The 26227-nt window shown below is 33.6% G+C and carries 22 protein-coding genes and 1 pseudogene; 19 read left to right on the plus strand and 4 right to left on the minus strand.

Annotated elements, in window-relative coordinates; translation table 11 throughout:
- Nucleotides 1-12: 12 nt before the first annotated feature.
- The 8 genes from BN1066_RS08785 (at nucleotide 13) to BN1066_RS08850 (ending at nucleotide 11587) form a co-directional block, all read left to right on the plus strand.
- Nucleotides 13-2553 (plus strand): ornithine cyclodeaminase, encoded by a 2541-nt coding sequence (locus BN1066_RS08785; RefSeq protein ID WP_077319093.1) that lies wholly within the window; start codon nucleotides 13-15, stop codon nucleotides 2551-2553.
- A 356-nt stretch (nucleotides 2554-2909) separates the two neighbouring features.
- Nucleotides 2910-2954, plus strand: coding sequence for an erythromycin resistance leader peptide (locus BN1066_RS21215; RefSeq protein ID WP_142301762.1), 45 nt, complete (start codon nucleotides 2910-2912; stop codon nucleotides 2952-2954).
- A 381-nt stretch (nucleotides 2955-3335) separates the two neighbouring features.
- A complete protein-coding gene (locus BN1066_RS08790) occupies nucleotides 3336-4226 on the plus strand; it encodes a putative RNA methyltransferase (RefSeq protein ID WP_077319094.1) in 891 nt (296 codons plus the stop codon).
- Nucleotides 4226-5689 carry an Msr family ABC-F type ribosomal protection protein gene (locus tag BN1066_RS08795; protein WP_077319095.1) on the plus strand — a complete coding sequence of 488 codons (1464 nt, stop codon included), beginning with the start codon at nucleotides 4226-4228 and terminating at the stop codon, nucleotides 5687-5689. Before BN1066_RS08790 ends, BN1066_RS08795 begins: the two co-directional genes overlap by 1 nt.
- A 1230-nt stretch (nucleotides 5690-6919) precedes the next feature.
- Nucleotides 6920-7174, plus strand: coding sequence for a hypothetical protein (locus tag BN1066_RS08800; protein WP_077319096.1), 255 nt, complete (start codon nucleotides 6920-6922; stop codon nucleotides 7172-7174).
- A 1369-nt stretch (nucleotides 7175-8543) separates the two neighbouring features.
- Nucleotides 8544-8909, plus strand: coding sequence for an immunity 22 family protein (locus tag BN1066_RS08820; RefSeq protein ID WP_077319099.1), 366 nt, complete (start codon nucleotides 8544-8546; stop codon nucleotides 8907-8909).
- A gap of 1223 nt (nucleotides 8910-10132) precedes the next feature.
- The gene (locus BN1066_RS20185; RefSeq protein ID WP_077319103.1) at nucleotides 10133-10312 is read left to right on the plus strand and encodes a hypothetical protein; all 180 of its coding nucleotides are present in this window, start codon (nucleotides 10133-10135) and stop codon (nucleotides 10310-10312) included.
- 729 nt (nucleotides 10313-11041) lie between these two features.
- Nucleotides 11042-11587 (plus strand): Ltp family lipoprotein, encoded by a 546-nt coding sequence (locus tag BN1066_RS08850; RefSeq protein ID WP_077319104.1) that lies wholly within the window; start codon nucleotides 11042-11044, stop codon nucleotides 11585-11587.
- A gap of 167 nt (nucleotides 11588-11754) precedes the next feature.
- Here the strand turns inward: BN1066_RS08850 and BN1066_RS08855 are convergent, their stop codons facing one another.
- Nucleotides 11755-12222, minus strand: coding sequence for an ImmA/IrrE family metallo-endopeptidase (locus tag BN1066_RS08855; protein WP_077319105.1), 468 nt, complete (start codon nucleotides 12220-12222; stop codon nucleotides 11755-11757).
- An 11-nt stretch (nucleotides 12223-12233) separates the two neighbouring features.
- Nucleotides 12234-12554: a helix-turn-helix domain-containing protein gene (locus BN1066_RS08860; RefSeq protein ID WP_077319106.1), complete on the minus strand. Its 321-nt coding sequence runs from the start codon at nucleotides 12552-12554 to the stop codon at nucleotides 12234-12236.
- A gap of 764 nt (nucleotides 12555-13318) precedes the next feature.
- On the opposite strand from BN1066_RS08860, the gene BN1066_RS08865 reads away from it, so the two are divergent.
- From BN1066_RS08865 to BN1066_RS20445, 5 genes are all read left to right on the plus strand, one after another.
- Nucleotides 13319-13723, plus strand: a complete 405-nt coding sequence (locus tag BN1066_RS08865; RefSeq protein WP_342745597.1) for a sigma-70 RNA polymerase sigma factor region 4 domain-containing protein — start codon at nucleotides 13319-13321, stop codon at nucleotides 13721-13723.
- 120 nt (nucleotides 13724-13843) lie between these two features.
- Nucleotides 13844-15355, plus strand: coding sequence for a tail fiber domain-containing protein (locus BN1066_RS08870; RefSeq protein WP_077319107.1), 1512 nt, complete (start codon nucleotides 13844-13846; stop codon nucleotides 15353-15355).
- Between the two features lie 732 nt (nucleotides 15356-16087).
- Nucleotides 16088-16417 carry a hypothetical protein gene (locus tag BN1066_RS08875; RefSeq protein ID WP_077319108.1) on the plus strand — a complete coding sequence of 110 codons (330 nt, stop codon included), beginning with the start codon at nucleotides 16088-16090 and terminating at the stop codon, nucleotides 16415-16417.
- A gap of 33 nt (nucleotides 16418-16450) precedes the next feature.
- Nucleotides 16451-16582 carry a hypothetical protein gene (locus BN1066_RS21020; RefSeq protein ID WP_281250266.1) on the plus strand — a complete coding sequence of 44 codons (132 nt, stop codon included), beginning with the start codon at nucleotides 16451-16453 and terminating at the stop codon, nucleotides 16580-16582.
- A gap of 444 nt (nucleotides 16583-17026) precedes the next feature.
- Nucleotides 17027-17203, plus strand: a complete 177-nt coding sequence (locus BN1066_RS20445) for a hypothetical protein (protein ID WP_218668075.1) — start codon at nucleotides 17027-17029, stop codon at nucleotides 17201-17203.
- Nucleotides 17204-17876: 673 nt separating this feature from the next.
- Here BN1066_RS20445 and BN1066_RS08885 read toward each other — a convergent pair.
- Complete coding sequence (locus BN1066_RS08885) at nucleotides 17877-19445, minus strand: right-handed parallel beta-helix repeat-containing protein (RefSeq protein WP_077319109.1); 1569 nt, start codon at nucleotides 19443-19445, stop codon at nucleotides 17877-17879.
- A gap of 179 nt (nucleotides 19446-19624) precedes the next feature.
- On the opposite strand from BN1066_RS08885, the gene BN1066_RS08890 reads away from it, so the two are divergent.
- The 5 genes from BN1066_RS08890 to BN1066_RS08910 all read left to right on the plus strand — a co-directional run bounded on the left by BN1066_RS08890 (nucleotide 19625) and on the right by BN1066_RS08910 (nucleotide 23957).
- Nucleotides 19625-19849, plus strand: coding sequence for a hypothetical protein (locus tag BN1066_RS08890; RefSeq protein WP_077319110.1), 225 nt, complete (start codon nucleotides 19625-19627; stop codon nucleotides 19847-19849).
- A 157-nt stretch (nucleotides 19850-20006) separates the two neighbouring features.
- Complete coding sequence (locus BN1066_RS08895; protein WP_077319111.1) at nucleotides 20007-20246, plus strand: heavy-metal-associated domain-containing protein; 240 nt, start codon at nucleotides 20007-20009, stop codon at nucleotides 20244-20246.
- 474 nt (nucleotides 20247-20720) lie between these two features.
- Complete coding sequence (locus tag BN1066_RS08900) at nucleotides 20721-22559, plus strand: heavy metal translocating P-type ATPase (protein ID WP_245799835.1); 1839 nt, start codon at nucleotides 20721-20723, stop codon at nucleotides 22557-22559.
- Nucleotides 22560-22842: 283 nt separating this feature from the next.
- The gene (locus BN1066_RS08905; RefSeq protein WP_077319113.1) at nucleotides 22843-23550 is read left to right on the plus strand and encodes a Crp/Fnr family transcriptional regulator; all 708 of its coding nucleotides are present in this window, start codon (nucleotides 22843-22845) and stop codon (nucleotides 23548-23550) included.
- Nucleotides 23551-23771: 221 nt separating this feature from the next.
- The gene (locus BN1066_RS08910) at nucleotides 23772-23957 is read left to right on the plus strand and encodes a hypothetical protein (RefSeq protein WP_077319114.1); all 186 of its coding nucleotides are present in this window, start codon (nucleotides 23772-23774) and stop codon (nucleotides 23955-23957) included.
- On the opposite strand, the pseudogene BN1066_RS21220 reads toward BN1066_RS08910, so the two are convergent.
- A pseudogene (locus BN1066_RS21220) lies at nucleotides 23888-24100 on the minus strand (hypothetical protein); the annotation flags it as partial. The gene BN1066_RS08910 and the pseudogene BN1066_RS21220 overlap by 70 nt on opposite strands.
- Before the next feature lie 332 nt (nucleotides 24101-24432).
- On the opposite strand from BN1066_RS21220, the gene BN1066_RS08915 reads away from it, so the two are divergent.
- Nucleotides 24433-25554 (plus strand): erythromycin esterase family protein, encoded by a 1122-nt coding sequence (locus tag BN1066_RS08915; protein ID WP_077319115.1) that lies wholly within the window; start codon nucleotides 24433-24435, stop codon nucleotides 25552-25554.
- Nucleotides 25555-26227: the final 673 nt, after the last annotated feature.

Consider the following 26227-nt stretch of genomic DNA (forward strand, 5'->3'; position numbering starts at 1 on the left):
AGGTGATGAAAAATGGGTATAATAAATTTTATTAAAAAGCTAGTTGCGACAGAGCCAAACAGTACTAAAAGTGGCGCAACAAATGAGAAATTCAAATCAAAAATGAACCCGATTAGCAAGGATTACTTAATTCCCGTTAGAAAGAATAAGTTCCAACAACATCCCGCAGAAAAAAACCAAGCTGAACAACAATCCTCATGGAACGAGTTCTTCTCAACTTCTAAGACTGATCCTAAGCTAATTGGTTTTAATAAACGTTCTCGTAGAAAATATAAATACTTATATCACGATAACAATACATTAGTTGTTGAGGCAGCAAAAGCAATTGAAATTGTCACCCGAGATCAAATAAAAAAAATACCTTTAAAAGGGACAAGTTTTGAAGGCTTAAATGCCGTTTGTGCCAACCCATCAGGAGCAATTTTAACAAAGAAAGAAACTGTTGCCTTTATTAATTTCGACACCAACCATGGGTACCGTTTTGAATTTAATTGGCAGGCCTTCACATTTGCGATAGGCTATGACTACTGGCTGATAGGAACAAGAGAAAGTTATGAAGGACCCGGGGAGTTATATTGCTTCAATCTGGATGGTTCTTTAAAATGGGCAACAGGATTCAAAGAACAAATAGATTCCATATTTGGTAGAATTTCATTCATGCCATATTTACTTGATGTCTCCTCAGATTCTACGGATATCTTTGTCGGCAGTATGGATAGACTTTATCGTTTAGATACTGATGGTAATTTAAGAGCTCGCATGGCGATCTCAGATATAAAAGAAAAAGAGCTTAAAGAAAAACATAAGCAATTAGAGAAGGAAATATCCATAAAACCAAAATCGGAAGAAGAAGCAATCAATATGATCGCAAAGAAAATGGCAGCTGACTTTATGGCAGGATTCGAACGTATGAGTATAAATTCCCCATTCTCCAATTTTGCTCACGATCCAGAAACGGATATGGTATTTATCCTCGAACAAGAAGGGCGTATATCTGCATGGAATGAAAACGGACAAATGCAGTGGATCAATACTTTCAAAAATAAAGGGAGATACCTTGATTGGCTAGATGGTAAACTTATTGCTTCGTTTGAAACTGGGGAGACATTCTGGCTGGACAAAAACGGTCAATTCTTGTACGGAGCACAACTACCTATGCAAGCGGCAACCATTGCTGTAATCCCAAACCAAGAAAAATACCTTATTGTAAACAAAGACAATCGTCTTTATGAACTAGATAAAAAGACGGGGGAATTAATTAAAGGTTCAGAAGGGCACCCAGGGATGAAGTTATTTACGTTCCAAGGCCAAAATGTTTTCTTTGATGGAGAAAACGGTAAACAAGGGTATTTTTGGTTAGCACCAATAGGTCATCAATGGAAACACTTTGAAACAACAACAGTTGCTGATAATCAAACTAATATATCTAATGAAAATCAAGTTGCTCCTGAGATTATAGAAACGAAGAAATTTAAGAAAGAGTGGCAATTAAAGAGTAAAAAGGACTGGTTCGGAAATAGACTTATTGATTTTAAAAACGAACGGATCTATGTTGTAGATCGAGAAGAAAGAAAATCAACTAAAGAGATGGTAGAATTATCTGACAGAGAACGACAGAAGGAGTACAGAAGCCACAATCTTATTTGTTTTGATTTCAATCAAAACGAACTTTGGAAAAAACATTTGTATTCATCTATGCACACGTTATATTTATCACCTAATGGTGAGACTATTTTTACGAGCATTCCAAGCAAAGAAGAAATCACTTATTTACCTGGTTATATGCTTTTGTTTTCTAAAGATGGGCAAGACTTAGGTAAAATCAAAGTGCCCGCGCATGGATATCATTTGGATTTTATAGCAGAAGATAAAGCAATCGTTAACTTTTCGGCTGATCGAGGGCAAGATCGTATTACAGGTTTATTAAAACGGGAATCAGAAAAGTGGTCCTTAGTCAAGGATTATGATCCTAAAATGAATGAAAGCCCATTTGGAAAAGGAATAAATGATTTCAATGGTAATCATTACACGTTAAAAAGAGTTGATAAAAAGAAATACAACATAAAAATAAACGATTTAGAAAAGGAATTAAATTTTTCCGCCGCTCTTTATGAGGCTTACGAAGCAAAAGATTGCCTCATTGTACGTGCAGGCAATCGTTCCATTGAATTTTATAATCAATCACTAGAAAAAACACTACAAATTAAAGAGAAACAAAATATTCTTAGTATTATCCCAAGTGATAACACTTTCATGGTAATTCTTAAAGGAGAAGTTAGAGGATACAATTATGATGGTGAATTGATGTGGAAATTTAGTGGGATGCCAAAAAGCTATGGTGCTCGTGGCTATTGGATGCCATCTAAGCAATGTTTCATTTGGATTGATCGCAATAACATGGAATCTTTAGTAGCAACTATCACAGAAGATGGTAAAATTCTAAACAGTCACTCTTTCGACCAAAAAGAATACCATAGGGAAATTAAGGTTTCTCAACGGGATGAATGCTTTGTAGCCCAAACAAATGCAACGATCGAATGCTATAACTTTTAAAGTGCATACCTGTATTAATAGCACACTCTTTCTACTCTATTTTAAGAGTTTTTTTATTACGTGATCTACTTTACGGGTTTAAATGTTACCCACTAATCATTGATAGAAGGTAATAATCTGATTGAATGATTATTGATCTTAAATAACTATTGTAATTTTAGTTGAGTATTCGGATTATCGTGTGAAAAAAATATTATGGGTAACTAACTTCGGAAGGATAGTTTATAGAATCTTTTTCTTCAACAAACGGGCCATTTAGTGGAATAAGGTATATAAAATGATTTTTGACTTTTTATAACAAGCCAGATATAATATATATTGTAAATTAAATTCGTTTTGAGGAGGATTATTAAAAAATGACACACGCTATGAGATTACGATTCCCAACTTTGAACCAGTAATTAAATACGTTCAAAGCCTCTGTTTGTGAAACAGAGTAAACGGGATTAGTCTGTCCTTTTTTAATAATCTTCATTGCATACATGAAAAAGTCATCCATCCATCTAATACGAACAGTTTTTCCACTTACTTTATTAATTATAGTGGTGTTCGTACTACCTATGAGAGATAAAAATATGTAATGTGTAGAAAGGCAGCTTCTTCTGCCTTTCTTTTTTTGTCAAATAATCATCACCTTGCTTTACTCTACGCCAAAGGTAGGTTTATTTGTTGACGGATTGATTAACAGTCCCCTAATGGAATAAGGATAGGTCTCTTTCCCTTTACTCTCAAGTCACAAGCAGATGCTTGTGATTTTTTTATTTGTGAAAGGAAGTGGAATCATGGCCAATAAAGAAAAAAGTGCTGAAATGGTGAGCGAAAATGTGGAAGTGTTTAGATGTCCGATTTGTCATTTTCCAGTAAAGGTTTTTGGCTTAAAAAGCCTCGTTTGTCCCAACAATCATACGTTTGATTTTGCAAAACAGGGTTATGTCAACATGATGACTCGCCCTTCAAGTAGTCATTACGACAAAAAGTTATTTGAAGCAAGGCAAAAAATAATTATGAAAAGTAACTTATACACATTCTTGCATGAGAAAATTTCAGAAGTGATTGGGAAGTATTTGGATGCTTCTCATGCTCCAGCTGTCATTCTTGATGCTGGATGTGGTGAGGGTTCTCATTTACAAAGGATTTTAGAGGAATGCAATAATGATTCGATAACTGCTATTGGGTTGGATATTTCAAAGGAAGGTATCGTGATGGCTGCTAAAAATTATCAAAGCCCCATTTGGCTTGTCGGTGATTTAGCAAACGCACCCTTGGAAGATCAATCATACCAAGTTGTTTTGAATGTCCTTTCACCAGCAAATTATATGGAATTCAAAAGAATATTGACTTCGGATGGTCTCATTATTAAAGTTGTTCCTCGCTCCAACTACCTAAAGGAACTGCGAGAAGCCCTTTTCATTGATAAAAACAAAAGAGATTATGACAATGATGAAATTGTATCGCTTTTCAAGCAACATTTTCATCTGGAAAAATATTTCAAGCTAAGCTATGTCAAAGAATTAAGTCAAACAGAGTTAATGAATCTCGTTCAAATGACTCCACTTGCTTGGAAGTCGGAAAAAGAACAAATTGATACATTTATAAAACAGAATTCTGTTGGGGTAACCGTTGATCTAGATATTTTGGTTGGGTATAAGCGAAAGAAAAGAGGTGGAAAGTGATGAAAAACGTATGTATTGAATTGGAAAACGTCGAGATTTCATTTTTAGATCGAGTAGTGTTAAGTATCCCACGGCTTGCTGTCCACCAATTTGAGCGTATCGGTATTGTTGGTAAGAATGGAGCGGGTAAGAGTACACTCCTAAAACTTCTAGCAGGTCAAATAACACCAGATCACGGAGATGTGAAACGATTTACTGATTTTGCTTATTTTGATCAATTGGACTCAACGGATGATCAACATGCTGATTATGATTTAATAGGAAAGCTGTCTATACCGAAAACGAACCTTGAAAACTTTAGCGGTGGCGAACAGACAAGGCTGAAGCTTGCAAGTCTTTTTTCAAATTATCATGAAGGTTTGTTGATAGATGAGCCAACGACCCATCTAGATGAAACAGGGAGACAGTTTTTGCTAGATGAATTGGCCTACTACTACGGCGCGCTTGTACTTGTCAGTCATGACCGGTATGTATTGGATCAGCTGGTATCGAAAATTTGGGAGATAGAGGATGGAAGCGTAACGGAATATACAGGGAATTATTCCGATTACGTGGAACAAAAGGAACTATCCAAAAAACAGCAGCAAGAGCAGCATGAAAAGTATTTGAAAGAGAAATCACGATTGATGAAGGCCGCTGAGGTAAAAATGAAGAAGGCTGATAAGGTGACACAAGCAAGTAAGCGTGTTACGAAGAAAGATGCAAAAGCCAAAGCGAATAAAATGTTCATGACAAAATCCAAGGACACAAGCCAAAAGGGAATTCAAAGAGCAGCAAAAGCACTTGAGCAGAGAGTGGAACAGTTGGAAGAGGTTGAAGCACCCAAAGCAGAAAACATCATTCGCTTTCAACAGCCACAATTCCTTCAACTACACAATAAGTTTCCGATCATGGCAGACCAGTTAACGTTGAAAGCTGGTGATAAAGTCCTTCTCGAAAATGCAAGCTTCCAGTTCCCATTGGGGAGAACCATTGCCATTACGGGAAAAAACGGTTCGGGGAAAACAACATTACTTCATCATATTTTACAAAAGGGCGAAGGGCTTACAATTTCTCCGAAGGCTGTCTTTGGAGCCTATGAACAGATGGATTATCAATTTACGGAAGATAAGACCGTACTAGGATATATGAAGGAAAAAACCGATGATCGTGAAAGTAAAGTTCGCTCTGTTCTCGACAAAATGGAATTTAAAGGTAATGATTTAAAAAAGAATGTCCGCCATTTAAGTGGTGGAGAAGCCATTCGACTTGTGCTGTGCCACCTTTTCTTAGGAAGATATAATATTCTAGTTTTGGATGAACCAACCAACTTTCTGGACGTTTTTTGTATTGAAGCGTTAGAACAATTTTTGCAGGGGTACGAAGGAACAGTGCTTCTTGTATCACATGATCGAACTTTTATTGACCGAGTTTCCGATGATGTATATGTGCTGGCGAATCAAAAATTGGAGTTAAGAGACTAATAATGAAAAAGCAGGATAATCCTGCTTTTTCATAGAACTTATTTAAAATAGCTAACCTGGAGTATGGCTACGATTTATAGGCCCACTGTGATCAATCGATATTATATTTTGTGCCACAAACGGGCGCGATTGTGGAAGAACAGAAAAGTTTCGGAAATTGGAATAGAGAATTCCACACGATATTTCGAATACCGTTTTAGTTAAAGGGTGCTTCAGTGAAATAAAGGAGCATAAAAAGAACATCTCCATACATTTCTACCCTATTTATTATTTTTGATCATTTTTTCAGGGGCTTATTAGGGGCTTAATTTCATCATTAGGGGCTTAATTTCATCCCAGCCAATAAAATGGATCACATGATAAATGCTGTTATATCAATGTTTATCGCACTTAATCCTAATTGATAAAACGAATTAATGGAAATGGTAAGGTGGGGGTCAGCGGTTCAAGTCCGCTTGGAAGCTCTCTTATAAACGTTGATATCATAGGCTTTTACTCCATTAAGGGTAGAAGCCTATATTTTTTTGTGGCGTTTTTGCTGATATTTTGTCGACCAATTGCTTGTTTTAAATATTTTTTATTAGTTTTTATTGGTTTTTAACATCATTTAATTGCAAAATATCGTCTAACTGTTCGGAGACAAAAGGTAGGTGGGCATACTTTTAAGATAACCAAAACTGATATGAAACACATGCTAGAAAGACACACCCAAAATATTGGAATAGTACAGTGAAGAAGAAGCAAACTTTTTATAATCCAAATTTATTCTGTAAATGATGTGAAAAATATTACTTTAAGTATTGCGAAACAAAATAGAAACAAATTAAAATCAAAAGGTACCAATTTCAACTTTTCAAGTACAAGGAACAGTAAAAGGGGTTAAATATGTGTTAGGATAAGTAAAGGACAAATAAAACAACTTTATCCCAAGTAAAAAGTGGGGTGATTTTTAGTGGAAATAAAAAATTTCTATCTTAAAAAGGAAGTATATGATTTAAATGATTTAATTCAAAACTCTGAGTCTTATATTGGTGATTTTAATAACGAATTTTTAGTTAAATTTATTGAGAAAATAGAGATGAACATGTAGAAAATGGTACATTGATGGTATAAAGAAGTATAGTTTTTACCTCAAATTATAAAGAAATTGGTAACATACCGATTTTTGACGACTTGCCTTCCTTATATTCTTACTATTTGAATGCGATTGAAGAATATCTGGATAATGGAGTGGCTACTTTTTATTATCCTAGTCAACCAATTGTAGTAATTTTAAAAAAGGACGTTAGCAGAAAAATAAAATTAACGATAGATGAAGATTCTTTGGTGGTTAATGAGCAAGTTTTGATGGAAGCTCTCATTAATAATTCACAACAATTCTTTGATATATTGTTAAATCAATTAAAGCTTAAAAACTATGAGCATGAACTTGCTCAAATAGAAGCTATTAAAAGATGCTTACTAAATAAAGGACATAGTAATTGAAATCGGCACCCCCATAACGAGGTGCTTTTTTATATGCTCAAAACAAACTCGTTAAAGCTGGAGGTAAAGAAAAAGTGGAAGAAGAGGCAAATATCATGATTGGTTAACTGGGTCTAATCAAACTCGATGGATGGGCTGGATACGGATTAACCGATGAACAAATCGCTAATAACATGGGTATATCTCCTTCTACATTGTGTGAATGGAAAAAGAAGTATTCGGAGATTTCGGAGTCCTTAAGAATAGGTAAAGATGTTGTTGACATTGAAAATGCAATGCTTAAACGCGCCTTGGGTTATAAATAAGTTAAATAGTATAAATCCCCTCTTGGTTGAGAGGGGCTTATTGAATGTTACAATGAATTTCAATAAGAATAGGTAATTACTTAAAGAGAACGTTTGTTATTTTTGTAATATGTTTTAAAGGTGGTGTTAAAATGACATCTCCAAAGTTTAGTAAAGATGAACTAGCTCTAATTTATGAAGTGTTCAACATATAGCTTTTCATAGAGATGTCTTGGACAAAGATAATAAAATAGGCGATGTAGCTCGAAATATACTTGAGAAGATTTCTGAATATGAGTAGAGATAACTTCTTTCTTTTATGTATCCGAGCACTTATTAGAAGATTAAAAATGCGTTTCTACAATTTCTGAAATTGTATTAAGTATAAAATGGCAATCACTTTTAACGATTTTTCCTGGACTGGTGTGAGAAGCTAAGTTTCAGGTAAAGTATTACTATCTAAGGTGAAAATGCCTGTGTTCTATCGAGAGCAACTTTCGACAGGCTATTCTACAATTCCGATGATTGGAGTTAGCTCAAAGCCTCTTGGTGAAATTCACCCCACAGATATTTTCTGTGTAGATAGGTAATAAAGAAAAAATTAATTATTCAAGTAATGCCAGTGGGCCAAAAATATATATAATTTGACTGTGAAAGATATACTAACTGCTAAAAGTGGAAAATTTAACAAATTTTTTAATTCGTTAACAAGTAGTGAGTTAAATGAATTATGGAAAGATAAAAAGATTAGAAAGAAAATTGAACGGCAACTGAGAGCTCCGGGAGGATTACATGAATGGCATCTAGTTTCAAGAGCTCCACCGTTTAAGTTTTGGAATGTGAGTACTGAATAAATTAAAGATTTAAGAACAGCTATTTCAGATGTCAAATTCGTTAATCCTAAGGCGTTCATGGGGGGTAGGTTCAACAAAAGCACATAATGAATTATTGGCAATTATTGATACTTCAAATGATTATGCTACCTTTATTTAGAAGGCTTAATAACTGGGCTAACTATAGACTAGAAGGCGGTATTTTATCTTTACCAGAAGACCTTAGGTTGAAATAAATAGGAGGGATTAATCATGGAAAAACAGGGAACGATTTCTATATGGTTAGGTAATGTTAAAAAAGAAAGTTTTTTAGAAGAATATGTGAATTTAACATATGATGAAGAAGGTGAATCTGTACCTTCAAAATTTTTTATTGATTTTAATATTGAAATAGATGAAGACTTCATTGAAAAAGCGATGTTAGATGAGCATAGTAATGATATTTCTTTCTTATTAAAAGGTTGTTCATACGAAGAAATTATAATTCGTAAAATTAAACACATTAAATTAACAAGGTCTTATAATGCTGTAATTCTAATTTATAATTTTGAGTACAATAATGAAATTAATTCGACTGGTGAGTTTGATTTTATTACTTCTACTAGATATTTACAATAGAAGTACAGTTTTATAAAACGATTAAATTAGTTGATCATATTCTGATTTATCCCTAGTCACTTAAAAAGCCGATACAAGATGTGCTAATCAGAGATAACATTAATCAAAAAATGTGATTGCCTACTCTTACGGGTAGGCTTTTTCTATGAGAACTGAATTAAAGGATAGCAAAAATAGCTTCTTCATATAATGACAAAACACTAAAGTAATCTAACAACAAATGAATTGTTAGCTGATTGATATATGGAGAAGAGTAATCTGTGAGATATAAGATTAATTTTTCCTTCTGACATTTTGTCGGCCAACTTATTGGTTTATATTATTTTAAAGGTTTTGTTTTAAATCAGAAATGCTACTAAATGGGGATGTTTGTAGGTTGAAGTTGGTTGATGTATCCTAATATTTCACCATGGTAAGGTCGGGGGCAGCGGTTTAAGTCCACTTGGAAGCTTTACCTGAAACGCTTGTCCTGCAAGGAATTGAGCTTTCTTTTCCTTTTTTATCTCTGCTAAATAAAAGTGACCACTTAGTGACCAAATTACATAAATTTATCTTGTCATCCTCTTCTGTTATATGGGAATTTAGGTTCAAAGTTGTTTGTATATCTTTATGCCCTAGCCTCTTTTGAACAATTTTCATTTTTACCCCTTCATTAATATTAAACTTGCTGATGAATGCCTTAAATCATGAAACCTTACTCGCCTTAATTCACTTTTATGTCTTTCTACAAATCTATTCCAAAATTGAGTTAGTGTATCCGGTCGGCGCGGTATGCCGTATTCGTTTGAAAACAAGAGGAAAACTTTTTGACCGTTGACATCTTTAAAACCCTCCCATAAATTTGCCCTAGGCATTTTTAAATTCAATTTTTTTACATAATATTTATACAAATCCTTCATGAAATGTTCTGGCCAAGTGATGATTCTTGTATTTTCTGTTTTCGTTTCTTTTATAACCTTAGTCCTTCGTTAGATTGTTGCAATGACCTTTTTATTTCTATTTGATTTGATTCAAAGTCAACCAGCCACAACTTTAAATAACAAGGCTACACTCATTTTCACCTGTAATGAGATACTTGTCTTTAAAGATAAAAGTGGTGGAATAAAAAAGCGTATGCGTGTTATTCCTTGTGAAGCAAGAGTAGTTAAGAGAGATATGGAGATTGATAACAAATTATCTTCAGAAAATGCAAAGTCTTATATCTTAAATTAGCCATCGAAGGAATGCAACGCATTATTAAACAAGGTGATTTATCAGAATGTAAAGCTGTAAGTGATATAACAAAAGAATACTTTGTTCAGTCTGATAGTGTACTTGGCTTCTTGGAAAATTACAGTGTTGATGGGAAGGATACAAAGAATACTTATTACAATACACATTATATTGTGATGAATCTGGATTAAAAGCTGTTGGATCTACCGAGTTTGGTAGAAGGTTGAAGAAAGAAGGGTTATGAAACGAAACAAATACGTAAGAATAATAAACGTATTCGTATATTTAGAAAAAGCATGTCAAGTAGATTTAGGACAATCAGCTAGAAGTCATATAGTTGTAGCTTGAAGGTGTTTTCGATCTATGGACAGATTAATCAGTTATTTAAGGCAGGTGAGCATGTTTTGTACGAGTAGTTAAAGGATTAGCAACGATTAAAACAGGATATCGATTACCTAGAATATAGGCTAGATCGTGAAGAGACCAAGCTCAAAAGTTGGGTTGAGGGTAACCTAGCTGGTGTTAAACTCACGAATTTATAGCTGCTAAATTGCATATTCAACAGTTGAAAAAAGAAAAGGAGTTGATAATAAAATATTAAAAATGGAATATATCAATGGTATGACTTTAGAGGATATTACTGAAAGGTTGAATTATAGTGCAAGCCATATAAGAAAGAAACGTGCTGAATTAGTTAAAACAATTAAGTTTGATAGAAATGTATCATTCTTGTTCAATCATAAAGTGAATCGAAACCATTGAAAAAATAGTAGTAGCATAGAAAATCGACGAAAGGGCAGCTATTATTTTTTTTACGTATGTACTCAAGTATATAGCTTGGGTACTTTTTCATATATATTGAAAAATATTGTTAACTACTCCATAATTATGGTAATTACATAATCTTGGGGGAGAAACGTATGAAGAATTATTTGTTTTTTTTAATTTCAGCACTAATATTATTTTTAACAGCATGCGGAGAAACAAAGGAAACAGAAGTTAATAATGCTGATTCAGCAGGGGGAGAACAGGAAGAAGAAGTAGCGGAGACAGAAGAAGTTAAAGATGTGGACGTTAAAGAAGAAATTGAGGAAGTAGAAGAATCCGAGACAGAAGAAGCTATTGAAGAAACGTCAGAAGAAGAAATAGCAGAAGAGACTGTAGAAAGTCCTGATGAAACTCTATCACAGAAAAATGCAGTAGATATGGCTGAAAACTATTTAAGCTATACAGCTTTTTCTAAAAGCGGTCTAATAGAACAACTAAAATATGAAGGTTTTGATGACGATGACGCTAATTATGCAGTAAACCAAATAAGTGTTGATTGGCAAGAACAAGCAGTACTGATGGCTCAAAATTACTTAGACTACTCAAATTTTTCAAGAAGCGGCTTAATAGAGCAGCTAGTGTATGAAGGCTTTAGCAACGAAGATGCTACTTATGCTGCAGATGAAATGGGTCTTTAATTTTCCGATAGGTAGTATTCAGTATCTCAAGAGGAAAAATAGAATCTATAAGACACCACACCAGGTGTCTTTTTCTTATATAAAACCTCCTAATGTAATTTATCTGCAATAAGTACTAAGGAAATGGCTCAAATTACTCTTTCGGGAACGTTTGTTTTGATTTGTGATTAAAAATTTCTGTTCAACCACTCTATAACACCAAGTGGTTCAAAACAAATGGTGTATCCTTTATAGCTAACGGTTTCACCGTATTTCTCTTTATAACGTTTAATGGCGTTATCTAAAAACTCCTCTGTAATTTCAAGATATTGAGCTAATTCGTATCGGCTTCTTATACCTTCTTTATGAGCATGGATTATTTTAAATAGTGGAACTAGTTTTTTATAAGCCCAGGATCTGGCTACCTTTTCTTGTTTTCTGTTTTGAATTATATTTTGATTAATTATATCTCCACTTGATGTATGATAATGCCCTAGTTCTTCGGCAAGTATACATCCTTTTTCGTAAGAGGTTTCCATATTTTTATTAATCCAAATAACGTTATTAGCGTACAACCCTTTGATTCTATGAGACATTTGTTTTTCGTAGGTATCTATGCCAAGGTAAGTAGCCTCTATAAGTAATGTTTCGTACATCGCAACTACTCCTATTGTTTTCTTTTTAAGCGAACAAATTCTTTAAATCGTTCAATTTCTTCCAACTCTTTTTCTGTCCATTCTTCGCCATCATGGTGAGCGGCTATAGTGTCTATATTTTGTTCAGGTAATTTTTTTTTATCAGTACGACCAAGGAGAAAATCTACAGATACATTAAAGTAATCTGCAACTTTCTGTACTTTATCTATAGAAGGCTTTTGTTTTTTCCATTTATAAAGCGTATTTGAGCCCATTTCTAACTTTCTTTCCAATTCAGCTATCGTCATCTTATTTTTGCCAGCTAGTTTTTTTACCCGTTCAAATAGAGTCATACTATCACCTTTTCCGACTTAAAACACATGTTTTATCTATTTGGGTAGAATTTAGAATTGACATCTATCTTTTTGGATAGTAAAATGTGTTCATAAGCTACTTATTTAACTTTTTAAACATTACATAGCCATAGATCACGTTCCCCAACGTTAATAGGCTATGTATGTAGGTTTAACTATGCACTTATTTTAGCTAATTGGATAGAATTTGTCAATAGAAAAAGCTAAATAACTAGCAAAAAAGTATAAAGGGGGCGACTCCTCTTGGAAAAGGAATTCGGAAAATAAGTTAAAACATGGCTGATTCTTAAGAAGAATTTGCAGAAATGCAAGGTATTTCAGACGACTACCTATCTGATAATCTTACTTGAAAAAGGAAGGGTAAGAAGATCAGGGAGAAATTCTATCACAATCATTGATATGAAGGAGGTATCATAAGTTACCGATTGCTGAAATCAATATTAGTGTCAACAAGTCAGAAATAAAAAAGTGGATAAAAGAATTTATGTTTATTCTATGAAACGAGATTTTGTCCCATGATGTGGCCGAAAAATAAACTTTGATCAGGGACAGCTTTAAACGTTGTTATATCAATGAGTTGAGCAACTTTTTATAAAATGTCTGTCCCTATAAATTAATAATATTAATAGTAAAAATAAAGATTAAGTACTTAAAGAGAAGTTAAAAATTAAAAAAGAATTTCAAATAGATTTAGAACAATCGGCTAAGCCATATGGTTATAAGCTTCAAGCTGTTTTCAATCTATGGACATTAATCAGTTATTAAAGGCAGGTGAGTATGTTTTGTACGAGTGGTTAAAAGATTATCAACAATTAAAACAGGATATTGACTACCTGAAATATAAGCTAGATCGTAAGGAAACTGAATTTAAAAGTTGGGTTGAAGGTGATCTAGCTGCTGAATTAGAAGAGGGTATTCAACAGTTAAAAAAAGATACTGATCTTAAAAAGCAACAGTTAAAAAAGCTTATTGATTTAGTGAATACGTTTAAAGGAGTTGAACATAAAATACTTAAATTAAAGTATGTTGACGGATTAACGTTAGAGAAAATAGCAGATGAATTGAATTATAGTTATAGTCACATTAAAAAGAAACATGCTGAGTTAGTAAAGCTAATAAAATTTATAGATGAACAAGGTATCATTTAAGTTCACTCCTAAAGTAAATCGAAACTATTGAAATTCTGTTTTATAGTAATAGCATAGACAACTGACAAAAGACCAGTTATAACTAGTTGTCCTTTTATAAAATATTTAGGAGGCTGAAATATGGGAATCCAAATTATTAATCCACTTGATTATGGCGCTGTTGGAGACGGAATTGATGATGACACGCAAGCTTTTATAAAAATTGAGGAAGAAAATCATAATATGCTTGTAAATTTATTGGGAAAAACTTATTTTGTTACTAAGAAATTTTCTGGAAACATTTATCTTAATGGCTCTTTTAAAATTAACAATATATTATATGATGCTCCGTTTCAAATAACACGGGCTGGAAACACAAATGTATTTTCCGGAAAACAAGCAGGTGAATCTAATGACTTGTATTACGAAAAGTCAGGTGGTTATAGAAATGTAGGCATCGGAGAATTATCATTGAACAAAAACGGTAGTAATATTGAAAAGGCCGGATGGCGCAACGTTGCCATTGGACATTCATCTATGAGAGATAATATTGTAGGTTATAATAACGTTGCGGTTGGTGATTCCGCACTTGAGAGGAATATTGGACGTATTATTAATTCTGAAGGTAAACCTGATAGAAATGATGAGGGAAGTCGTAACACAGCACTTGGATCCTACGCTTTAAGATATAATGTTTCAGGAAGAGGGAACGTTGGAATAGGAAGAAATGCAGCCCATGCAAATGAAACAGGAAATTATAATACAGCTGTAGGAACAAATGCTTACTCTGGAACTGTAACAGAAGGCGGTCAACAAGACAGAAAACAAGCGAGTGAAAATACTGCTGTAGGTTATAACTCGCTATTTAACACAAACGAAAACCGCAATACTGGTGTTGGAGCCTGGTCTTTATACAATAATAAGACAGGTATTTACAATACAATAATGGGATGGCGATCAGCGTTTTCCTCAACTGCAAATAACCGTTTAATCTCCATCGGTTCTTCTACAATGAGAGATTTAGAAGGTTCAGGAAATCACGATAATGTTGCTGTAGGAACTGAAGCAATGCGCTATTTAAAGAAGGGGCATTCTAATACTGCTTTAGGTGATAAATCTCTTTCCTATGATATAAATGGTAATCCTTTAACAAATGTTAAAAATTCAATAGGAGTTGGCAAACAATCAAGAGTATCAGGAGATAATCAGTTACAATTAGGAAGCAGCGGAATAACAACATATGCCTATGGAGCAATTCAAAATCGTTCAGATAAAAGGGATAAAGCAGATATAAAAGATACAGCTTTAGGATTAGATTTCATTTTAAAATTACGTCCTAGAGATTTTAAATGGGACTATCGTGATGATTATATTGAACTCAACAATGATGGATCTGTTACTAAATTAAAAAAAGACGGCACCAAAAAACGAAATAGGTACCATCATGGTCTTATTGCTCAAGAAGTTAAAACTGTGATGGATGATTTAAATGTAGATTTCGGTGGTTTCCAAGACCATAAAATGGATAATGGTAACGATATTCTGACAATTGGTTATACGGAGTTAATCGCACCATTGATAAAAGCAATACAAGATTTAAATGTAAAAGTTGAATCACTCAATTTTGAAATTGAGGAATTAAAAAATATATAGACAACTATATTAATTTAGTTCGAAGACACCACATCAGGTGTCTTTTTCTTTTAAGTAAATTATGGAAGGAATATCTTCCTTTTTGGCGATATTGTTAAAGACGGAGAAGAGGATGATTTTATTAATGATAACTTTAAGATGAATTTTAGTAACGTATACCCAAAACTTAAACGATAGCGGATAATCGAAACAGCTTTCACAAATCCAATCTGGGTTAATCAAGGTATCATTGATGAAATGAAGTAAATGAATCTATAGAGGAAAAAGAAAAGTATAATAACGAAGTACTCAAAACGTTGAAAGGTATAGAGGCTAAAACAGCAGGATTACAAGAAATTGTTCAGTAATTAGTAAAAAGTGTTGAGAATCAAGGAGAAATATTGAACTTTTTAAAAGAAATTTATAGTTGGTAATAGTACTGTATCAGTACGCAAAAGCAAAGGTTTATTTTATGTTGATGATTAGACAGCTAATCAGATTGATAAGACGGAGCTTTTATTAACTGATAGTTATCCGTAATAGAGGGTAAGAGAAGGTGGAACAGTTCGAAATACCTACTGAGGAACAACAAAAACAAAAAGAAATTGAAGAATTAGAGCGAAATTTAAAAGAATTAAGAGGGGAAGAAACACCGATTGAAGAATAGGCGTTATTTTTTATGCAGGAAAAATGTTCCTTCTTGTCGAAATCAGTATCAAGGGAGAAGTTAAAATAATAAAGGGAGTGTCTTAAATGCAACCAATTGAAAAAAGATATAGAAACATTGAAGATTTAACGTTTGAAGAAGCAAAAAGAATAATGGAAAGTGCAGGTTACAAAACTTACAATTTAGTCTTTGATAGAGGGGATGAGCTTTTAATTAATGATAAAACATCATATGGTGTTTTAATCCCTGAAACTGCACCCGAAGAATTATTAATTGTAGATGAAGATATGGGCTCTAAATTTTACACTTATGATGTAGGTTCCATGAATTCAATAGTTGCAAAAGTGGTTCAGGTTTTATTGAAACGGGTTGAGGAATTAGAAAAAGAAGTACGTGAACTTAAAGAGAATAAATAAGTATTAAAGCATCTCTAACGAGCAGCTTTTTTCATGCCAAATTACAGAGGGTTAATCATGAGTGAAGATAAAGAACAATGGTATACAAATAAAGATTTACACACACAAATAACACCATTAAGAGACTTGGGTCACGAAAATAAAAATAATTCGTACAATTATTAAACAAATACAATGGTTTACGTAAAAACTCGGTGTTTAGAGGAAAAGGTAGACAAAATCAAAGCAAAAACAGAAGGACAACAATCGGTTGGAGAAGCTATATGCCTGTGGGATGGGTGGCTTTTTGCTTTGCTTACGTTAGTTATATCTTTAAATGATAAATTTTAATTTACGCTAGTCCAATTTCGGGCAAGCCGTTTTTTAATATTTTATATTAAAAGGAGGAATTAACATGAAACAGGCAATTGTAAGGTTAGTCGTATTATCCATTTTATTTGGTTAACCAAGCTCTAATTATACAAGGGTGTAATAAGTTTCCATTCAGTGAAGATCAATGGTTGCAACAGTAGCTAAGGAAATTTATGCATGGTGAAAAGACAATAATATAACTAAAAAAGCGCAGCATTATGACAATAGAAATTTTGAAAACTCTAGGAGTTGTGGAAGGTGCGACAACTGCAGAAAACAGGAGAATCTGGCTATCGGCAGAGAGATAGTGTGGAACATGAAGGGTATGTCGAAGCTCATAGTACCTTTCATGGTGAACAGAACAATCAAAATAGTATATCCAATCTGTTTGAAAGAATCCTATCAAGGAACAACTTAAATCAAGCTTTCAAGTAGTCAGAAATAAGGGGGCAGCAGGGGTCGACGGTATGACGTAAGACCAGCTACTTCCATACTTGAAGGAACACAAGGAGGAATTATTAACCCAGTTACGTCAAGGAAAGTATAAACGGCAACTCGTTCTGCGGGTTGAAATTTCGAAACAAGATGGTGGAAAGAGGAAACTGGGGATACCCACAGTCATCGACCGGATGCTTCAACAAGCTATCAACCAAGTGTTACAACTAAATTTGAACCAACGTTCTTCGATAACAGTTTTGGGTTTCGTCCAAAACGTAGTGCGCATCATGCCATCATATGGGCAAAATCGTACTACGAACAAGGGTACAAATATGTTAGTAGACTTGGCTATGAAATCCTACTTCGATACGGTAAATCATCGTACGGTGGTGTGAGAGGTGCGAAAAGTTACTTAACTTTTCCCTCTACTCGATTTACTACAAACCGGTGAATTATATAAAGAAGTACGTGCGTAATGTAAAAAAAAGTGAACCTATGGTAAATAGCGTTGCAATAATCTCAGATTTTACACTACAAATAAGCTTGATGATTAATTTGAAATTCACAAATCATCAAGCTTATTTGCCATGCCCCAAAACTTCTAATGGAAAATACTAAATTAATTGCTAAAACCTTATTGACTTTATATAGTTAGCCTGTATAAATCATTTTATTGTAAATCACTTCCATCATTCAATCCTTTTACACCACTTGTCGATAATCCTGAAAAGTTATTTCCTGAGCGAACAATATCAGTTCCACTTGTTATCGATAAAGCAAAGGTTGCAACATAGTTGGAACCTAGATTCCTACAAGTATTTCCTGTTATACTAATTCTTCTAACATTATTTGTAAGCCTGATATGAGCATATAAAGATGTATCCTTTTTACCATTTACTCCTCCTATGGTGTTTCCTGTAATTGTACAAGTATCTACTTTTGTTACATAGATCCCATTTTTACCAGTCTTTTTAATGTTGTTATTACTTATTGTGGAGTATGCTGATTCACCAGAAACTTCAATACCTTGTCCTTCAACATAGTCAATTACATTCCCCGTAACAATTACGCTCCATACATTTCTACAAGCAATACCAGATTTTTTAGCCCCGTATACTCTATTTCCAGTAACTGTGCTTTCTTGGGTGTAATTAAGAAGGATAGCGTCATTTATAGAACGTGATGGGATTAAGGTTATTACATTTCCCGTTACTGTCAAGCCTTTAGCTTTTCCCGTATTTTCTCCATATATTTCAATTGCACGACCATTGTTCATACCTCCTTCCACAATGTTACCGGAAATAACCCCATTCTCTACTATTTGAGATTTTCCTGTTTGAAAACCATCTTCATCTTCCGTATGACTATCCATTGAATTACCCACCATATTTGTTCTCCAATTTATTCCTGCTCCGCAGTTGATAAGTTTATTGTTTGTAATAGAAACATTTTTCCAAGCATATGCTCTGAAAGCAAAACTTAATGAGTTCTCTACCACGTTATTTTCTATGTTAATATTTTGATGATAAACTCCAATGGTGGCAGTATGTGAACCAATGGCTCTAGGAATGTGATTTGAACCTTCTGTCTTACTATCAGAAAAGAAGCAATTTTTAATCCAGACATTTTTGCAGGGAGTTTCATCGTCTTTGCCTAGTATGGTTACTCCCCTTTTACTTAAATCTAGTTGTATAGATTCATTTAGTGTAGATTCTCCAACATGACCTAGAAACTTACATTCTGTGATATAAATATCTTTGGAAGCATTAAATTCAATGTGATGTGAATTTGCCACGTCTAAAAAGGTTGCCTTTTCTATTCTTAAATTACATCCATGACCGAAATGAAATATGGAAGCTTTACTTTTTTGGTTAATGCCGTTTCCATTCCAGATACCTCCATATATTGAAATATTTCCATTCCCATTATACCTAGTGAATTTAGAAGGCGGGAATTTAGATTGGGTGTTTTTGTATCCATTAATTAAAAGGTATCCTGGATGATCTCGCACTACATGAGCGTTAGAATCAGCTAAAATAGTAGTATTACTAAAAATAACTAATTCTTCAGTTAACCGATAGATACCAGAAGGAATATAAACTTGTATACCTGCTGAACTCTGAGCAGATTCTAAAATTTGTTTAAAAACTAAAGTATCATCAGCTATTCCATCTCCCTTAGCTCCTTCTGCTTTTACATTCAATACTGGCGATTTGTTTTCTTTATTTGAGAATATCATATAATCACTCCTTATATACTAAGAACATATGTTCTATTATATAAGAGTAAATGTTATTTATCAACTGTTACTTTAAAGTGTTTTTAGGCATTATTGCTTTCACCATAAAACCACCTCCTATAACCATCGACATAAGCCAAAGAGCCAGAAAAAAGCTGCTTAGATAAGGCTGCGGTGGTGTGAAAGATACAATTGTAATAGTAGGGGAATTTGGTGCAATGGCTGTAAAAGAAACTGCTGAATTTCTCATTTTAGATGATGTTAAAACGGTAATGGATCCAGAGGATTCTACAGTTGATAGAGTAATTTCTGGGGCTTCTATTATTCCAGCGGGAAAATCTCTAAAGCTGATTAAAGCTGGCGGAAGTATGTTTAAATTTGCGAATAAAACTATGTACAGCTAAGAAGGGTAATGATAAAGGTAATACTGTAAAACCATTTTCTAATATGATTATAAAAATTTACTTTACTTAGATAATTTATAAACTTGATATAGGTCAATTCATTTCCTTATTATTTCAAATAAAATAAAGGTACATCATAAATAAGGAGGTTCTAAAGATGACAAAGGTAATTTTACAATTAGAGCCATTGACCTGTCCATCATGTATTAAAAAAATCGAAACAGCACTGATAAAAGTTACAGGAGTAAAAACTGCAAAGGTTCTTTTCCATGCAAGCAAGGCAAAAGTGGAGTTTGATGATGCAAAAACAAATATAGAACAATTAGAAAAAACGATTACGAAATTAGGATATACTGTTTTATCCCGTAAGGTGCAAGACTCCCACTTCAATAGTTGAGAGCGATACAAAGAAGTCTAAGTAAGAGATATCGGCACCTAAATTCCCGATTCGTTCGGTGGCAATAGGATGTTGATCGCAAAGGGTTACATTATGACGTCTGCGAACTTAGCCTTTGATCTACTATTTCAGTGGGGGATGTAAGAAAACTCCCACTGATTGAAGTCTCACTTTATCTAAAAGAAGTAAAATTTTAGTGCTGGAAGTTATGACGCCACAGTGTAATTTTGCTATTCTACGTATAGCTATAACGAGGCAGTCTCTTGTATCCCAGACAGCTTTTTAAATTTAACAGTAAAAGCTTTCATTTGCTAAAAACAATCGCGAACTTGATAGAGCTCAATTACTTAAAAGAAAAAAGCAATTAGGATAAAAGTATAGAGTTACTCATATTTCATAAAGGAGATGAGAAACGTGTTTGCTTTTATTCAAAGATATAAAAAGCATCAGACCGTGTTATCTTTTCTGTTTATCATGCTCGGGATACTTTTAGGCATTTTGGGTAAGCAGGAGATAAAAAATAGTTTCCTAATCGTTGCCACGGTTATTGCAGGGATACCAATTCTGATAAAAGCTTACCAGGCCCTACGAATGAAGGTATTTAGTATCGAACTATTAGTCATTATTGCTATAATTGGAGCGTTATTTATTCAAGAATATATTGAATCCTCAGTCGTTGCTTTCTTGTTTTTATTTGGGGATTATTTGGAAGCACGTACACTGGAACGGACAAGAGCATCATTAAAGAAATTAATGGACATGGCGCCGCAAGAAGCTAATGTTATTCGTAATGGGAAGACACAAAAAATTCCTGCTGAAGAAGTAAAGTTTGGCGAGCGTGTCATCATTCATTCAGGTGGAAAAATTCCAGTGGACGGGAAGATAGTGACAGGGCATGCCTCCATTAATGAAGCGGCAGTTACTGGCGAATCGATTCCAGCAGCAAAGCGAGCAAATGATGATGTATTTTCTGGAACGATTGTTGATCAAGGATATATCGAAATTACTGCTAAAAAAGTTGGTAATGATACAACCTTTGCAAAAATTATTGAACTAGTGGAAGAAGCTCAAGAATCCAAATCAAGAACAGAGAAGTTTTTAAATAAATTTTCGCAATTTTATACCCCAGCAGTAGTTGTTCTATCAATACTTGTTTACATTTTGATAAAAGATCTTCATATGGCTATTACGTTTTTAGTCATTGCCTGTCCAGGTGCTCTTGTTATCGGGGCTCCAGTATCAAATGTAACTGGTATTGGAAATGGGGCGAAACAAGGTGTACTTGTTAAAGGCGGCGAAGTAATGGATCGATTTGCAAACGTGGATACGATTGTTTTTGATAAGACTGGAACATTAACAAAAGGGAAGCCGGAAGTCACTGCAATTAAATTATGGGATCACGGTTTGCAAGAAAATGAATTTCTTCGCATTATTGCACAAGCAGAAACGGTATCTGAACATCATATTGGACAAACGATTGTCAAAGAAGCAAATGCGCGAAATTTAGAGATACATGAAGGTTCGGCAAATGGAGAGATTATAAAAGGAAAGGGGATTCGCGCAAAGCTTGATGGGATGGAAGTAATTATAGGTAATGAAAGTTTAATGAAACAAGAATTCATTATGTTAGATGAAGAAATGCTTCATTATAAGGAAAAACAAGAGAAAAATGGAAATACCGTTGTTTTTGCTGCGGTAAATGGAACCATCGCTGGACTTGTGTCCATAGCAGATCAAATTAGAGAGGATGCTTCTTTCGCATTAGCAAAAATGAGAAGCGATGGGATTAAGCAGATAATTATGCTAACTGGAGATAATAAGCATACAGCTGCACTCGTAGCGAAAAAATTAAAGCTGGATAGCTTCCATGCTGAGCTATTACCTGAAGATAAGGTAAACTTTATAAAACAATTAAAGAAAGCCGACCATACTGTTGCGATGGTGGGAGATGGAATTAATGATGCACCCGCAATTGCTATAGCAGACATTGGAATAGCTATGGGAGATGGCGGAACGGATATATCTATGGAAACAGCAGATGTTGTACTCATGGCAGATAAACTAACACAGTTATCGCACGCATATGCGTTAGCAAGAGCAACAAATCGTAATGTAAAACAGAATACATGGTTGGCTGTAGGTACCGTTTTCCTATTGCTATTAGGGGTTCTGAATGGTTCTGTTCATCTAGCTTCAGGTATGTTTATTCATCAGGCAAGTGTATTATTAGTTATATTAAATGGAATGCGTCTAATTCGGTTTGACCCTAAAACAGTCAAAGAAAGTATGAACAAAACAACTCAACTACAATAACAATATAAAAACTAAGAGAGCTTGGATTATCTAATGTGTTTCACATGAAATAGCTTTGAATATTAGTGTAGAAGTTTGTTGTAACAGAAACTTATAATTTTATATAAGAAACATGACATTAATCGCATGTTATAATGGATAAAACTTTAGCGCTAAAGTTTAGATGATGAAGTGGAGATTTAATGGTAAATAACTAGGAAGACTACGACGCTAAAAGTTTGGAACCAGCCAATTTTCTGTAAAGCATCTAATCAATTGGATATTGATTGGAAGGAGGGATGTCATGGCGTCAAATAACCAGGAAAATCTTTTTCAAAACACTTGTGAAAATGGATCGGAACACTATTGTGTATCGATCGTACCTATCTTTAATCATTTGGAGAAATCACAGATGGATGAAATTATGAAAGCTGTTCATTCACTTACTTATAAACGAGGAGAAATTATTTATCATGCGGGAGACAAGGCAGAATGGCTGTATATTGTGAATACAGGAAAAATAAGGATTTATCGTCTTTCAGAGAGTGGTAAGGAGCAGCTTGTTCGTATTTTACAACCTGGTGATTTTACAGGAGAATTAGCTATTTTTAAAGATACGGTGCATGAAGCATATGCTGAAGCAATGTCACCAGCAAAAGTTTGCATGATTAGTCGTACTGCTATGCAAAATTTATTATTAAAATATCCTTCCATCTCTTTGAAAATACTAGAGGAATTTGCTAACAGGTTGGAACAATCGGAAACACAGACCACTCGTTTTGCCACAGAGCCAGTCGATACGAGGTTGATTCTGTTTCTTGTTGAAAATATGGATGTTCATAATCAACGAGTAGAGCTACCAATGAGCTATAAAGATTTGGCTTCTTATCTGGGAACCACGCCGGAAACGGTTAGCAGAGTATTAAAGGAATTAGAAATGAAAGGTTATATTAGGAAAAAAAGCCATAAGCGAATTGATATATTAAATGTAGATGCGCTATTACTTCTTTAAAAGCCATTCAGAATAAGCCCTTTAAGAGTGATTAGTATCAGCAATTACCGACAAATAAATTTAAACGATAAGAGATAGAAAGCAAAACATTAAAATGTTAAACTAATTAGAACCAAGTTATACATTTTTCTCTTTATAGAATGTTGACTATCTTGTACCATCTTGATCATAAAATGTGATCCATACCTGATTTCCATAAATCTAAAAAGGGGAATAAAAGAATGAGTGTTAAAAAAGTTAAATATATTTTTCTGGTTTTGTATTTAATTCTACTTGTTTTGAATATTACAATCGGTCTGAAACATACTTTTTTGATACTAATGGGATTAGTTATCATTCAAACTATAGCATATACTATTGCTGAAAAAGCAGATAAATGTATAGAAGCGGACTTACAAAAAGAATAAACAATATAAGTGTATTTTGAAAAGGGAGTATGTCGATACTTTTTAGATAGTTTTTTGAGGTGTTTTAATTTAAATTGGATAGGGCTGAAATAATCGAAATGTTCATGTACACGGTGATGATTAAACCAATGTATATCATTTGCTAACTCTAGTTGTAATCAAATTCTCTTTTACCCACAAATTTAGTTTTAAACGCTTTAATGTAGCCTCTGCTACCGTATTAAGACAACCTTTTGTACTTCCATATCAAATATTTTCCCACGATCCGTGTTTATAGAAAGTGGGTTAATTAAAATTTAATCCCGCATGTAACCGCCAGTAAGACTTGCCCTTCCATGCACGAGGTAAAACCTAGGAGGATAAATGGAGGAACCAACTGCAAGTCAAATGCCCGATTTTGTTCATTCTAACAATCAGTGGGGGATAAAAAGAGCCCCCCACTGATTGAAGATTTGCTTTATTAAGGAGTTACTTTATGGATCTACAACAGTTAAATGAAAAACTAAGTATTTATAAAGATGTTTTTAGAAAAAAGAAAATCATTTTTCTTGGTGAAAACGGACATGGCGTTTCTGAAATACAAAAACTAAAAATAAAAATTGTTGAACACCTGCATGAAAATTTTGGTTTTAATAAGATTGTCTTTGAGAGCGGTATTGGAGAAATTGCAATTGCAAATCATCATAAACACCATTTGTCCACCAAAGAGTTTTTAATGAATTCATTGTATGATGTGTGGCATACGAAGGAATTATTCAATTTATTTAGGATCATACAAAATAGGGAATTGGCGATTTTTGGTATAGATCTACAATTCCAAAATTATTACTTTCATGATTACATTTTTTCAATTATAGATAAGTATGATCATGATTTAGCAAATGAGTTTTCATATGCTGAGAAAACGTTAGATACCATAAGTATGAAAATTTTTAAGAAAAAGAAAATGTTGCTACAGAAGAAAAGGCTGGATTTAATTTATTGCAATGTATGTATCTTATTAAGAGGTATGAAAAAAGAAATTATGTTAAGTCAAGATATTAGTGAGACTGCCTTCACTATAATTCTAAAAGCTATAGAGAATAGGTTAAAAATGATAGAATTATGTTTAATGAATTTTAAAATGTATTCTTACTATCGAGATAGGCATATGTTTGAGCATCTTTCTTTTTTAGTAAACAAATGGCCTGAAGATAAATTTATAATTTGGGCACATAACTATCATATTAGAAAAAATAATTCATTAAGCAAGGGTTGGTTAAATGAAAAATCATTAGGTGAATTCTATTCAGAAAAGTACAAGGATAGTTATCATTTAGGCATTTACATGGAAAAAGGAATAATTGCAAACAATATAGGTAGACCCTATAAAATAAAAAGGCATAAAAAAAACAGCCTTGAAAACAATCTTTTTTCTAATAGCAATAATGATATCATATTAGAATCTTTTGAAAGCATGGATCATCAAAAGTGGTTTAATAATGAGCTGATTGAACACGAATCAGGTGCAGATAAACGTAAACTTATTGTATCTGAACAATATGATGGAATAATTGGCATTAGACACGTCACGCCAGCAAAGTATATTAATACTTAATCATAAAAGTCAATATGGCTAAAAAAGACGATGATTTCTAGTCAAGTTACTTCTTTCTGTAATGTTTTAAGATCCAACTGCTAAGTCCAATTTCGATTCTGTTCAAAGGCCTTTAGGTGATACCCTTGCGGTACTAACCATCCGTGGAGTTTGATAATCAAAACGCAAATATAGATCAAGTAGAAAAAACAATTACGAAATGAAGGAGCTAGTAAGAAAAGACTATGTTAAGAAAAAGAAAAAAATGAATTGACGTATTAGATATTGATGCTTTAATTACTTATGAAGAAAGCTGTTTTTACCGGTATTTTCCCCATCTTTGTTTTCAGATGGGGATTTTCAGGAATATACTCTAACGAATGATCGACAGTTGTTTTAAACCCTCCAATTGATTTAACTTGTTGCTATTCAGAAGTTGTTTTTACCCACATTTTTTTTCTCTTTAATTGGCTGGAAAGATACGCTCCTTCCCTGTCTGCATAATCATTTAACATAAAAAATAGAGTTTTTTTCAAATTTACCCCTTTAACCACATAATTATTTAAACCCAGATGCCCGTAAGCCATAACGTCAATTGCACCATCATTTGTGACTTAGTCGTTTTCATCAATATGAACTAAACCGCCAATCTTCAGCGTCACTTAAATTTAATTCCTTATGTATTCCTTCTTCA

Origin of the sequence: Virgibacillus proomii, from assembly GCF_900162615.1 — a bacterium.
Classification (GTDB): Bacteria; Bacillota; Bacilli; order Bacillales; family Amphibacillaceae; genus Virgibacillus; species Virgibacillus proomii.

What these genes read in the sequence shown, in the direction of transcription:
- BN1066_RS08855 (WP_077319105.1), bottom strand. Translation starts at nt 12,222, where the DNA reads ATGTACGAAACATTACTTATAGAGGCTACTTACCTTGGCATAGATACC.
- BN1066_RS08875 (WP_077319108.1), top strand. Translation starts at nt 16,088, where the DNA reads ATGCAACCAATTGAAAAAAGATATAGAAACATTGAAGATTTAACGTTT.
- BN1066_RS08910 (WP_077319114.1), top strand. Translation starts at nt 23,772, where the DNA reads ATGAGTGTTAAAAAAGTTAAATATATTTTTCTGGTTTTGTATTTAATT.
- BN1066_RS08865 (WP_342745597.1), top strand. Translation starts at nt 13,319, where the DNA reads ATGGACATTAATCAGTTATTAAAGGCAGGTGAGTATGTTTTGTACGAG.
- BN1066_RS08820 (WP_077319099.1), top strand. Translation starts at nt 8,544, where the DNA reads ATGGAAAAACAGGGAACGATTTCTATATGGTTAGGTAATGTTAAAAAA.
- BN1066_RS08885 (WP_077319109.1), bottom strand. Translation starts at nt 19,445, where the DNA reads ATGATATTCTCAAATAAAGAAAACAAATCGCCAGTATTGAATGTAAAA.
- BN1066_RS08850 (WP_077319104.1), top strand. Translation starts at nt 11,042, where the DNA reads ATGAAGAATTATTTGTTTTTTTTAATTTCAGCACTAATATTATTTTTA.
- BN1066_RS21020 (WP_281250266.1), top strand. Translation starts at nt 16,451, where the DNA reads ATGCCAAATTACAGAGGGTTAATCATGAGTGAAGATAAAGAACAATGG.
- BN1066_RS08870 (WP_077319107.1), top strand. Translation starts at nt 13,844, where the DNA reads ATGGGAATCCAAATTATTAATCCACTTGATTATGGCGCTGTTGGAGAC.
- BN1066_RS08915 (WP_077319115.1), top strand. Translation starts at nt 24,433, where the DNA reads ATGGATCTACAACAGTTAAATGAAAAACTAAGTATTTATAAAGATGTT.
- BN1066_RS08795 (WP_077319095.1), top strand. Translation starts at nt 4,226, where the DNA reads ATGAAAAACGTATGTATTGAATTGGAAAACGTCGAGATTTCATTTTTA.
- BN1066_RS08785 (WP_077319093.1), top strand. Translation starts at nt 13, where the DNA reads ATGGGTATAATAAATTTTATTAAAAAGCTAGTTGCGACAGAGCCAAAC.
- BN1066_RS08895 (WP_077319111.1), top strand. Translation starts at nt 20,007, where the DNA reads ATGACAAAGGTAATTTTACAATTAGAGCCATTGACCTGTCCATCATGT.
- BN1066_RS08900 (WP_245799835.1), top strand. Translation starts at nt 20,721, where the DNA reads ATGCTCGGGATACTTTTAGGCATTTTGGGTAAGCAGGAGATAAAAAAT.
- BN1066_RS20185 (WP_077319103.1), top strand. Translation starts at nt 10,133, where the DNA reads ATGCAACGCATTATTAAACAAGGTGATTTATCAGAATGTAAAGCTGTA.
- BN1066_RS08790 (WP_077319094.1), top strand. Translation starts at nt 3,336, where the DNA reads ATGGCCAATAAAGAAAAAAGTGCTGAAATGGTGAGCGAAAATGTGGAA.
- BN1066_RS08905 (WP_077319113.1), top strand. Translation starts at nt 22,843, where the DNA reads ATGGCGTCAAATAACCAGGAAAATCTTTTTCAAAACACTTGTGAAAAT.
- BN1066_RS08860 (WP_077319106.1), bottom strand. Translation starts at nt 12,554, where the DNA reads ATGACTCTATTTGAACGGGTAAAAAAACTAGCTGGCAAAAATAAGATG.